Genomic DNA, 11295 nt, shown 5'->3' on the forward strand with positions numbered 1-11295 from the left:
ACCCGCAAGCTAGCGGGCGGCACCGACAAGTTCGGGGGCCTCGGCGACGGCTCCGGCCGGCTGCGGGCGGAAGGTGCCGCGCAGCAGCCACACCACCGCGGCGAGCGCGAACCCGACACCGCCGGCGGCGAGGAACGCCGCTTCGTGCCCGGCGTGCTCGACGAGGTAGCCGCTGATCGACTGCCCGAACGCGAGACCGAGGGTCACCGCGGTGAGCACCCAGCCGAACGCCTCGGCCGCCGTGCCCTTCGGCGCGGCGATCTCGATGGCCGCCGAGTGCGTCGTCGACTGCGGCGTGATGAGCGCGCCCGCGGCGAGCATGGCGAGCGCGAGGCCCCAGAGCGAGCCGGGCAGCGCGAGCAGCGCCACCAGCGCGCCGAATCCGGCCAGCAGCACCGGCAGCCGCAAGCCCATCTGACGTGGCCACGGGCGCAGGCTGTACGCGACCCCGAACGCGACCGAACTGACCGACCAGGCCGAGAGCAGCAGACCGCCGATGGAGGTGTTCCCCGCCTCGGTGGCGGCCGCCGGGACGGCGACCTCGACGAACCCGATCACGGCGCCGAAGCCCAGCGCGGCGACCGCGAGCGTGCGCATTCCGGGGCTGGCCAGCGCGCCGAGCAGTTTGCCGCCCGACGAAGGCGACGGACCCCAGGCGCGCACGGTCGGGCTCAGCGCGAACAGCACCGCGCCCGCGATCATGGTCAGCGAGCCGGTCACGATCCCGGTGCCCGCCCACGGCGCGGCGATCAGCAGCCCCGCGAACCCCGGTCCGAGGATGAAGAAGACCTCCATGCTGATGGCCTCGTAGGAGAACGCGGCGTTCCGCGTCGGCCCGGCGGGCAGCAGCCGTGTCCACAGCGCGCGCGAGGCCGAACCGACCATCGGTTCCGTGATCCCGGTGCCGAAGGCGAGCGGGACCAGCACGAGAGTCGGCGCGTGCGCCTCGATCGCGAGCACCAGCGCGGTCATCGCCAGCGCGAAAAACACCGTGGTGGTCAGCAGCGGCCTTGTCGGCCCGAAGCGGTCGATGAGCCGTCCCTGCACGACCGCGCCCACGGAGACGCCCACCAGCGACCCGGCCGACACCAGCCCGGCCGCGGCGAAGGAGCCCGTCTCGCGCTGGACGTAGAGCAGTGCGGAGATGCCGATCATCGCGATCGGCAGGCGGGCGAGCAGGGACGCGATCACCGCCCCGCGGGATCCGGGCGCGGTCAGCGCGGCTCGGTAGTCGGCGAGGGAGGTGCGGTGGCTCTCGGCGGAAGCGGACACAGACTGGGACACGCGTACCAGTATGAACTACTTTGGTACGCGAGTACCAGATCGACGGCGGTAAGTTTGGTCACCGCCGCTTTCGGGTATCAGGGGTGGCGAGGCGCCCGGTTCATCACGATCGAGTAACAGTTGGTCGATTCTGGGTCATTCGGGGCAACAAATCGACGCGTTTGGCGTCCTTGAGAGTGAAAGAACTTGAGTTCACGGCCGATGGCCGTGGATGGTTGTACGACAATCACACAGACTCCAGCTCCCTCCGGCGTACGGGTCGGGGCCTTGTTCCGGAGGGCGGGGAGCGCGGATCGTCGGGGGATGATCCGCGCACAGCGAAGAGCCGGTGCGCCACGTCGGGGGTGGCGCCCGGCTCTTCGTTGTGTTCGGCACCCGCACTCGAACCGTCCGGCGCGGGCAGCGGCGCGTGGTCGCCGTCCGGCGGGGCGAGCAGGTTGCCCTGCGCGATCNTCCGATCTAGGCGCGATGAAGGGGCCTTTCATCGCGAAATTTGCGATGAAAGGCCCCTTCATTGCACGTGAAGCGGGGTCCTAACGGGCGCGGCGGGCCAGGCGCTCCGGGTCCAGGATCAGCACGCTCTTGCCTTCGAGCCGCAGCCAGCCGCGGTGCGCGAAGTCGGCGAGAGCCTTGTTGACGGTCTCGCGCGAAGCGCCGACGTACTGGGCGATCTCTTCCTGCGTCAGGTCGTGCGTGACCCGCAGCAGACCGGCCTCCTGGCTGCCGAAGCGCTGCGCCAGCTGCAGCAGCGCACGCGCCACGCGTCCGGGGACGTCAGTGAAGATCAGCTCGGCGACCATGTTGTTCGTCCGCCGCAGCCTGCGGGCGACCACCCGCAGTAACTGCTCGGCGATCTCAGGGCGGGTGGAGATCCACTGCCGCAGCGCCGGGCGGTCCATCGTCACCGCGCGGACCTCGGTCACGGTCGTCGCGCTGGACGTCCGCGGGCCGGGGTCGAAAATGGACAGCTCGCCGAACATGTCGGACGGGCCGAAGATGCCCAGCAGGTTCTCCCGGCCGTCGGGTGACTTGCGGCCGATCTTCACCTTGCCGGACTGGATGATGTAAAGCTTGTCGCCGGGTTCACCCTCGTTGAAGATGACATGCCCGCGAGGGAACTCCACGGATTCCAAGGTCTGTGCCAGCGCCTCGGCGGCTGCCGGCTCAACACCCTGGAAAATGCCCGCTCGGGCCAGGGTTTCGTCCACCTCGGGTGCCTCCTCATCGAGATACGACGTCGATCCTCATTCTGCCGAGGACCGTGTCGTCGATCACTTTTCGCGTCAGTCTAGGTCGTGCGCGCGAGATCGCTCGTCGGCACGCCGAACGTGCGCGCGGCCGGGAACGATCTCGCTCGAACGTGGAGCCTAACTCCGCACGCGTCGCGCGCGAAGCCTGGCCGCCTTCCCGCCCAGCCTGCGCAGCCGGAAAAGCTCGAGCGCGCGCCCGATGCCGTGCCCGTAAAGGGCCCTGACCTCGTTGGGCTGAGCCTGCTCGAGGAACTCCTCGACCTCGTTCTCCTGCACCGCGACGTGCTTGAGCCTGGTCTCCACGCGTTCCATGAACAGCGCGAAGAACATGATCACCAGGGGCACCAGGATGACGAACCAGACGGTCATGAGCCCTGCCCAGGGAATTCCGAAAAGTTGTGCATTACTCCAGATCCTCGCTCATGGCGTCCTCGATCGAAGCGCCGAGGTGGTGCTCTGGCGTGTCGGCCGTCGACCGGCGGGTGCTCCCACTGGCTCGTCCGATGGCGCCCGTAGGCTATCGGGGTGCCTCCTGCCCCCACCAATGCCCCCCGTGCGGAGGGCAAGGGTGAAAGCCGGCTCGCGTTGGTGAGACGCGCCAGGCGGATGAAGCGTTGCCTCGACGACGAGTTCCCGGACGCGCACTGTGAGCTTGACTTCACCACTCCGCTCGAATTGCTGGTCGCGGTCGTGCTTTCGGCGCAGACCACCGACGTCCGCGTGAACCAGGTCACGCCCGCGCTCTTCGCCCGCTACCGGACGGCCGCCGATTACGCCGGCGCCGACCGCGCCGAACTCGAGGAGTACCTCCGGCCGACGGGGTTCTTCCGTGCGAAGGCGAACTCGCTGATGGGCCTGGGCGCGGCGCTGGTGGAGCGCTACAACGGCGAAGTGCCCGGCAAGCTGAAGGACCTCGTCACGCTGCCGGGTGTCGGCCGCAAGACGGCCAACGTCGTGCTCGGCGACGCCTTCGGGGTTCCCGGGATCACCGTCGACACCCATTTCGGCCGTCTCGTCCGCCGCTGGGGCTGGACCGAGGAGGAGGACCCGGTCAAGGTCGAGCACGCCGTCGGCGAGCTGATCCCGCGCAAGGAGTGGACGCTCCTCTCGCACCGGACGATCTTCCACGGCCGCCGCGTGTGCCATGCCCGTAAACCCGCCTGTGGCGCCTGCCCGCTGGCCAAGATGTGCCCCTCGTACGGAATCGGCCCGACGGGGTTCGAAGAGGCCGCGAAGCTGGTCAAGGGCGAAGAACGCGAGCACATCCTGGAACTGGCGGCCGGCCGGTGACCAGGGTCACCAAACTGGCCCTCGGGGCCGCCGTGCTGGTGGTGGCCCTGATCGTCGCGCTGCTCACGACGCGTGACGGCCAGGCACCCGCCAAGACGTCGGGGGATCTCACGGCCGCGCGTGCGAAGGCCGCGCTCGCCCCCTGTCCGCCGCCTGGGCCGGGCGAAGTGGCGAAGCTGCGCGGAGTCGATGTCGAATGCCTCGGCGACGGCTCGCGGGTCGACCTCGCCAAGGTGGTCTCGGGTGGTCCCGTACTGGTCAACCTGTGGGCGTCGTGGTGCGAGCCGTGCCGCGCCGAACTGCCGTTGCTCCAGCAGTACGCCGCGCTGCCCGGTGCCGCGCGCGTGCTCCTCGTCCAGGTCGCGAGCTCCGGGGCCGACGGGCTCGCGATGCTGAGCGAACTGGGTGTCCGGTTGCCGTCGGTGTTCGACGGTGACGGGCAGTCGGGGCCGGTGCGGACGGCACTGAAGGTCCCTTCCTCTCTCCCCGCGACGTACCTGGTCACGACGGGTGGCGACGTCCGGCTCATCGAGAACCCACGCGTCTTCCTGAACACTGACCAGGTGCGCGCCGCTGTGGAAGGGACACCATGACCGGCCCACTCGTGGACCCGGAGGACGTGCCCGCCTGGTTGCAGCCGCTGGTCAAGATCAGCGGCGAGGTCGGCGCGGACGCGTTCAGCCGGTTCAGCGTGCCGAGGGACGCGACCTACCGGTCCGCGTCCGTCCTGATGCTCTTCGGCGAGGGCCCGCGGGGGCCCGACGTCCTGCTCCAGCGCCGCGCCGACACGCTCGGCTCGCACGCCGGGCAGGTCAGCTTCCCCGGCGGGGGCGCCGAGCCGGATGACGGCGGGCCGGTCGGCACCGCGTTGCGCGAGGCGGAGGAGGAGACCGGCGTCGAACCCTCCGGCGTGCTGCCCATGGCGGTCTTCCCTGAACTGTTCGTGCCGGTGTCGAGCTTCGCCGTGACGCCGGTGCTCGCCTACTGGCGGACGCCGTCGCCGGTGCACGCGGTCGATCCCGGCGAGACCGCGGCGGTGGCCAGGGTGCCGATCGCCGAGCTCACCGACCCGGCCAACCGGTTCCAGGTCAAACGCGAGGGTTACGACTGGAAGGGGCCCGCGTTCGACGTCGGCGGGATGTTCGTCTGGGGGTTCACGGGCGGACTGCTGGCGATGACGTTGTCGCTCGGCGGCTGGGAACGGGACTGGGACCACGGCGATGTCCGGGAGCTTGACGTAGCGTTGGCCGAACATCAGGCGCGGGTCGACGGGCGGCAAGTGCCGGAGAAGGAGTAGGCGCCGGTGAACTGGGTCGACGTACTGGTGATCCTCCTCGCGCTGCTGGCGGGCGTGTCCGGCGCGTTCCAGGGGGTGATCATCGCCCTCCCCTCGCTGGTCGGGGTGGTGCTCGGCGCGCTCGCGGGGATCAAGATCGCGCCACTGGTCGTCGAACTCTTCCAGCATCCGGCGGCGAAGGTCGCCTTCGCGGTGGCCACCGTGGTGTTCCTGGTCGCGCTCGGCGAGACCCTCGGTGTCTGGGCAGGCCGGAAGCTGCGGCAGAAGATCAATCCGGACAAGCTTTCCGGTGTCGACAAGACGCTCGGCGCGGTGGTGCAGGCCGCCGTGGTGTTCGTGGTCGCGTGGCTGATCGCGACGCCGCTGACGGCCGTCTCGGGTGTGCCAGGGCTGGCGAAGTCGATCAACAGCTCGGTGGTGCTGGGCGGCGTCAACGACGTGATGCCGGAAGCGGCGCAGGGCTTCCCGAGCGAACTGCGCAAACTGCTGGACGCGTCCGGCTTCCCGTCCATTGTGGACCCGTTCCAGAAGCCGAACGTCCAGGACACCAGCCCGCCGGACACCGCGCTGCAGGCGAGCGCGATCGTCAAACAGGTGCACCGCAGTGTCGTGAAGATCCGCGGCAACGCGACTTCGTGCTCGCGGGCGCTGGAAGGCAGCGGATTCGTCGTCGCGCCGCAGCGCGTGATGACGAACGCGCACGTCGTCGCGGGGACCGACGAGGTCGCCATCGAATCGACTTCGGGCAGGTTCCCGGCCAGGGTCGTCTACTTCGACCCCGAGGCCGACGTGGCCGTGCTCGCGGTGCCGAGGCTTCAGGCGCCGGTGCTCCCGTTCACGCCGCGGGTCGCGCGCGCGGGTGACAACGCGATCGTGCTCGGCTACCCGCTCGACGGCCCGTACACCGCGACGCCCGCCAGAGTGCGCGGCCGGATCAACCTGCGCGGACCGGACATCTACGAGGCCAACACCGTGCAGCGGGACGTGTTCACCGTGCGCGGGCAGGTGCGCAGCGGTAACTCGGGCGGGCCGATGATCAACCCCGAAGGCGAGGTCATCGGAGTCGTCTTCGGCGCGGCCGTCGAGGATCCGGAGACCGGCTTCACGCTGACTTCGGAGCAGGTGCGGCCGGTGGTGGAGACGGCTCCCGCGCTGAGCGCGAACACCTCGACGGGGCCCTGCGCCAACTGAGCCCATCGCACGCGCGAGGAGGTCAGGCGTTCGGAGAGAGGCCTTCGCGCCACGAAGCGACCGTCTCCTCCACATCGAGCGGCCGTGCCCGCAGCACCGGGCCTCCGGCCGGACGCCGGTGCTCGGCGCGGATCCGTTCGTTCAGGTCCTCGACGATCTCCCGCACCCGTGCCTCCCGGCGCACCTTCGCCAAGGTGTCCGGCAGGTCGTCCAGCTCCTTCGCGATCGCCAGCGACGGCGGCAGGAGCGCCGAAACGTCGTGCCCTTCGGCGCGCACCTTGTTCACCACCCAGGCCAGCGCGGTGTCCTTGCCGTCCGTTTTCGGCAGCGGCTTCCCCGCGCCGGGCAGGTCGTCGAACTCGCCCTTCGCCTCCGCGGCGCTGATCTGCCGGTCCACCCAGGACTCGAACGACACGCCCGTCGGTTTGCGCTCGGTCATGTTCCCAAGATACGGAAGAAGTCCAGCAGCGCGGCCGACGTGCGCTCCGGGGCCTCCAGATGCGGGAAGTGCCCGATCCCGGGCCAGCGCTCGAGGCGGGCGTCCGGGGCCCAGCGACGTGACGCCGCCGCGGTGTCGGGCAGGACGCACCTGTCCTCCTCGCCGTGCAGTTGCAGCACACGGGGAGCGAAGCGGCCTCGCAGTGCTTCGCTGAATCGGCGTCCTTCGCCGCGGAACTGTGCGCGGAACGCCCATCGGTAGTACTCGAGCGCGCTGTGCGGCACCCCCGGCACGAGCATCGCCTGCCGGAACGCGCGCACGGTCTCGGTGAAGTCGGAAGTGACCGTCCACTGTGGACCAGACCAGGCGCGGAAGAGCTCTTCGACGGCGAGCGCGTCGTCCTTGACCAGCCATTTTTCCGGCGCCATCGGCAACTGGAAGCGGAACAGATGTCCCGAAGCCCGCAGCTGTCCCGGCCGCCGGACGGCCCGGCGCAACGCCAGCGGATGCGCGCCGCCCAGCACGCTGACCGACGACACCAGCCGCGGGTGCAGCGCGCCGACCGTCCACGCGAGCATGCCGCCCCAGGCATGCCCGACGAGATGGGCCTTGCGCGCGCCGAGCGACTTGATCAGCCCGCCGACGTCGCCCGCGAGAGTCCAGGCGTCGTAGCCGCGCGGGGGTTTGTCCGAGTCGCCGTACCCGCGCAGATCGACCGCGACCGCGCGGAAACCGGCGTCGGCGAGCGCCTTCAGCTGGTGATGCCAGGTCCACCAGAACTCGGCGAACCCGTGCAGCAGCAGAACCACCGGCCCGTCACCGAGTTCGGCGACGTGCAGCCGGATGCCGTTCGCCGAGACGTCACGATGGGTCCACGGACCGTCGATCCGGACGATCGACGGATCCGGTGTCGCCTGCACCGACTCGAGGACTTCTCAGTCGCGGTCCGCGGACGCGTCTTCGTGACGCGGCTTGAACGCGGCGGCGGTGTCCTTGAAGCTGTTGATCGTGCGCTCCGGCGCCTTGATCTTCTTCACCTTGCGGTAGCCGAGGAAGCCCGCGGCCGCCGTCGCGACGAGCATCAGCCCGAACACGATCGCGAACGCCGCCCAGCGCATCAGCCACTCCGACAGCAGTTCGCCGAGGAAGAAAAAGAAGAAGAACGAGCTGTACAGCCCGATGACCAGCGCGACCAGGAAGAAGATGGCGCCTTTCAGGCCCTTCTTCGCCTCCGCGACGACCTCGGATTTGGCCAGCTCGACCTCGGCGCGGATCAGCGTCGAGACGTGCTGTGTGGCATCGCCGACGAGTTTCCCGAGGGACTGCTCGCTCGCTACCACGTCGTCATCGCTCGACAGGGGGAGGTAGGGCACGGCCCCCACGCCGTCGGGGCCGGTACGTTCGTGCTTGGGGCTGCTCACACCGGCCATCGTGCCACGTGCCCCGATCACGGGCGCGACGGACCGGCGAGTGTCGCCTTCCCAATGTCCTCCGATGAACCCGCGACCGCGATCGCGTCGCCAGGGCGCGGCTGGGTGACGCCGCCGCGAGGAGCGGCCACGGGCACCCTGCCGCCGAGATGGCGAGGCCTCCGGCCGGGCCGGTTCTCACTCTTCGCGCGCGTGCACCCGGCTGCGGTGCAGCAGCATCGCGGCGGCCGAGAGCGAGGCGATGGCCGAGGCGATCAGCACCGCCGCCTTCGCCAGTTCGACGGCCTCCCCGTCGAGTGCGAGATCGGCGATCAGCAGGCTCACGGTGAACCCGACACCGCCGAGCATCGACAGCGCGCCGATGTCCCGCCAGCCCATGCCCCTGGGTTTCTCCGCGAGCTTGAACTTCACCGCGAGCAGGCTGGCGCCGAAGATCCCGACCAGCTTCCCGCCGACCAGGCCGACCAGCACGGCCAGCGGCAACGCGGTGGTGAACACCGCTCCGAGCGATTCGCTGTCCACTTTGATCCCGGCCGCGAACAGCGCGAACAGCGGCACCGCGACCGCGGCCGACCACGGCTGCAACCGGTGTTCGAGCCGGATCGCGGGCGCGTGCTCCTCACCGTCGTCGGCGCGGACGCGGGTGAGCAGGCCGAGCGCGACGCCGGCGATCGTGGCGTGGATACCCGCCGAGTGCACCGCGACCCAGGTGATCAAGGCCAGCGGCACGTAGATCCAGGCGCTGCGGACGCGGCGGTGCTGCAGGTAGGCGTACAGCGCGAGGGCGACGACCGCGACGCCGGCGGCGACGAGGTCGAACTTCGCGGTGAACAGGATCGCGATGAGGAGGATCGCGCCGAGGTCGTCGACCACCGCGAGCGAGAGCAGGAAGACGCGGGCGCTGTTCGGGAGGTTCGACGCGGTCAGCGCGAGGACACCCAGCGCGAACGCGATGTCCGTGGCGACCGGGATGGCCCACGCGCGTTCGATGCCCGGCGCTCCCCAGCCGACGGACAGCGCGACCAGCGCCGGGACGATCATGCCGCCGATCGCGGCGACCACCGGCAGGATCGCCTGCTTGAACCGCGAAAGTTCACCGACCACGAGTTCGCGTTTGAGTTCGAGCCCCGCGACGAAGAAGAACAACGCGAGCAGGCCGTCCTTCGCCCAGTCGCCGATCGTCAGATTCAGGTGGAGGAATTCGGGGCCCAGCCGGAAATCGCGGATCGCGCGGTAAATGTCGTCGATGGGCGAATTGGCCCAGACGAGGGCGACCGCGGTGGCGGCGAGCAGGATCATTCCGCCGGTCGTCTCCGTGCGGAGGTAACGGGCGAATTCCGCGACGGCTTTCGCGGGACGGGTGGGGCCGGTGCTCACGGCATCCTCCGGTTTTCGGCAACGACGAATACTGTTGCCGACCAGACTTCCCGGCGCACCTTGACGACATTTTAACGCCTCAAGCTGCGGAAATCTCACCTTCATGACAGCTGCCACAGAGATCATGCGGACGTCGGTGTCCCGTCCACATAGTGGGCTTCTAGCATGTCAACCGGAAACCGACAACGATGTCTTCACTAAGGACGGCATGGTGAGTACCTCTACCGAGGTCCAGCGGGACACGAGGTTTTTCGGGCACCCACGAGGGCTCGCGAACCTCTTCGGCGTCGAGATGTGGGAGCGTTTCTCGTTCTACGGGATGCTCGGCATCCTCCCGATCTACCTCTACTACGAAGTCAGCCAGGGCGGCCTGGCGCTGCCGAAGGCCTCCGCGCTCGGCATCGTCGGCGCGTACGGCGGCATGGTCTACCTGTCGGCGGTGATCGGCGCCTGGGTCGCGGACCGGGTGCTCGGCTCGGAACGCACGCTGTTCTACAGCGCGATCCTGATCATGATCGGCCACATCAGCCTCGCGGTCCTGCCCGGTCTGGCCGGTATCGGTGTCGGTCTCGTCTGCGTGGCCGTCGGCAGTGGCGGGCTGAAGTCCAACGCCACCGCCATCGTCGGGACGCTGTACGCGCCGGGCGACGAGCGCCGTGACGGCGGTTTCACGATCTTCTACATGGGCGTGAACGTCGGTGGCTTCGTCGGCCCGCTGCTGACCGGGCTCGCGCAGAGCGAGATCGGTTTCCACGTCGGCTTCGGGCTCGCCGCGTTCGGGATGGCGCTCGGCCTGATCCAGTACACGATCGGCCGCAAGAACCTCGGCGAGAAGGCGAGCGAGGTCCCCAACCCGCTGCCCGCGTCGCAGCGGCCGCTGGTCTTCGGCGGCACCGCGGCAGGTGTCGCCGCGATCGTGCTGCTCGTGGTCTTCGGCGTGATCACCCCGGCGAACCTGGTCGACGTCGTCGTCTGGGCCGTCGCGGTCATCTCGGTGATCTACTTCGTGGTGATCATCAGCAGTAAGAAGATCACCGCCGACGAGCGCAGCCGGGTGTACTCGTTCATCCCGATGTTCATCGCGAGCGCCGCGTTCTTCTCGCTGTACCAGCAGCAGTTCACCGTGGTCGCGGCCTACACCGACGAACGCCTGAACCGGACGATCTTCGGCTGGGAGATGCCGGTGGCGTGGGTCAACTCGATCAACCCGGTGTTCATCATCCTGTTCGCGCCGGTGGTCGCGGCGATCTGGACGAAACTCGGCTCGCGGCAGCCGTCGTCGCCGATCAAGTTCGTACTCGGCACGGTCACCATGGGCGTGGCGTTCCTGCTGTTCCTCCCGATGGTCGGCAGCGGCAAGAACGCGAGCCCGCTGCTCGCGCTGGCCGGCATCCTGTTCGTGTTCACCATGGCGGAACTGATGCTTTCGCCGGTCGGTCTCTCGCTGTCGACCAAACTCGCGCCGGAGGCGTTCCGGACGCAGATGGTGGCGCTGAACTTCCTGTCCATCTCGCTCGGTACGGCGATGTCCGGAAAGCTCGCCGAGTTCTACACGGTGGATGACGAAGCGCCGTACTTCAGCATCGTCGGCGGGGTGGCCATCGTGGTCGGTGTGGCGCTCCTGGTGGCGACGCCGATGATCCGCAAGCTGATGAAGGGCGTTCACTGACGCGCTTCATGTCGCACTGACGAGCGATCCTCGAACGTGCTGAAAGGGCCCTTCACCGCATAGGAAGC

General features: G+C 69.1%; 12 protein-coding genes. 5 read left to right on the top strand and 7 right to left on the bottom strand.

The window, feature by feature from the left end:
- Positions 1 to 9: 9 nt before the first annotated feature.
- From LCL61_RS02310 to LCL61_RS02320, 3 genes are all read right to left on the bottom strand, one after another.
- Positions 10 to 1272 (bottom strand): MFS transporter, encoded by a 1263-nt coding sequence (locus LCL61_RS02310; protein WP_425342027.1) that lies wholly within the window; start codon positions 1270 to 1272, stop codon positions 10 to 12.
- A gap of 545 nt (positions 1273 to 1817) precedes the next feature.
- A complete protein-coding gene (locus LCL61_RS02315) occupies positions 1818 to 2492 on the bottom strand; it encodes a Crp/Fnr family transcriptional regulator (protein ID WP_003081747.1) in 675 nt (224 codons plus the stop codon).
- Between the two features lie 159 nt (positions 2493 to 2651).
- On the bottom strand, positions 2652 to 2903 hold the full coding sequence (locus LCL61_RS02320; RefSeq protein ID WP_005166943.1) for a hypothetical protein: 252 nt from the start codon (positions 2901 to 2903) through the stop codon (positions 2652 to 2654).
- Between the two features lie 237 nt (positions 2904 to 3140).
- Here LCL61_RS02320 and nth point away from each other — a divergent pair, with 237 nt between their 5' ends.
- From nth to LCL61_RS02340, 4 genes are read left to right on the top strand one after another with little or no spacing between them, the layout of a single operon-like run.
- Positions 3141 to 3824 (top strand): endonuclease III, encoded by a 684-nt coding sequence (gene nth, locus LCL61_RS02325; protein WP_340688474.1) that lies wholly within the window; start codon positions 3141 to 3143, stop codon positions 3822 to 3824.
- Positions 3821 to 4417, top strand: a complete 597-nt coding sequence (locus LCL61_RS02330) for a TlpA disulfide reductase family protein (RefSeq protein WP_340685287.1) — start codon at positions 3821 to 3823, stop codon at positions 4415 to 4417. The genes nth and LCL61_RS02330 overlap by 4 nt, the downstream gene beginning before the upstream one ends.
- Positions 4414 to 5121 carry a CoA pyrophosphatase gene (locus LCL61_RS02335; protein ID WP_340685288.1) on the top strand — a complete coding sequence of 236 codons (708 nt, stop codon included), beginning with the start codon at positions 4414 to 4416 and terminating at the stop codon, positions 5119 to 5121. Before LCL61_RS02330 ends, LCL61_RS02335 begins: the two co-directional genes overlap by 4 nt.
- A gap of 6 nt (positions 5122 to 5127) precedes the next feature.
- A complete protein-coding gene (locus tag LCL61_RS02340; protein ID WP_340685289.1) occupies positions 5128 to 6312 on the top strand; it encodes a MarP family serine protease in 1185 nt (394 codons plus the stop codon).
- A gap of 22 nt (positions 6313 to 6334) precedes the next feature.
- Here the strand turns inward: LCL61_RS02340 and LCL61_RS02345 are convergent, their stop codons facing one another.
- From LCL61_RS02345 to nhaA, 4 genes are all read right to left on the bottom strand, one after another.
- Positions 6335 to 6751, bottom strand: coding sequence for a DUF1992 domain-containing protein (locus tag LCL61_RS02345; RefSeq protein WP_340685290.1), 417 nt, complete (start codon positions 6749 to 6751; stop codon positions 6335 to 6337).
- Positions 6748 to 7671, bottom strand: coding sequence for an alpha/beta hydrolase (locus LCL61_RS02350; protein WP_340685291.1), 924 nt, complete (start codon positions 7669 to 7671; stop codon positions 6748 to 6750). The genes LCL61_RS02345 and LCL61_RS02350 overlap by 4 nt, the downstream gene beginning before the upstream one ends.
- A 15-nt stretch (positions 7672 to 7686) precedes the next feature.
- Complete coding sequence (locus tag LCL61_RS02355) at positions 7687 to 8181, bottom strand: phage holin family protein (RefSeq protein ID WP_340688475.1); 495 nt, start codon at positions 8179 to 8181, stop codon at positions 7687 to 7689.
- 177 nt (positions 8182 to 8358) lie between these two features.
- A complete protein-coding gene (nhaA, locus tag LCL61_RS02360) occupies positions 8359 to 9480 on the bottom strand; it encodes a Na+/H+ antiporter NhaA (RefSeq protein WP_340688476.1) in 1122 nt (373 codons plus the stop codon).
- Between the two features lie 286 nt (positions 9481 to 9766).
- Here nhaA and LCL61_RS02365 point away from each other — a divergent pair, with 286 nt between their 5' ends.
- On the top strand, positions 9767 to 11227 hold the full coding sequence (locus LCL61_RS02365) for an oligopeptide:H+ symporter (RefSeq protein WP_340685292.1): 1461 nt from the start codon (positions 9767 to 9769) through the stop codon (positions 11225 to 11227).
- Positions 11228 to 11295: the final 68 nt, after the last annotated feature.

Origin of the sequence: Amycolatopsis coloradensis, from assembly GCF_037997115.1 — a bacterium.
GTDB classification, from domain to species: Bacteria; Actinomycetota; Actinomycetes; order Mycobacteriales; family Pseudonocardiaceae; genus Amycolatopsis; species Amycolatopsis coloradensis_A.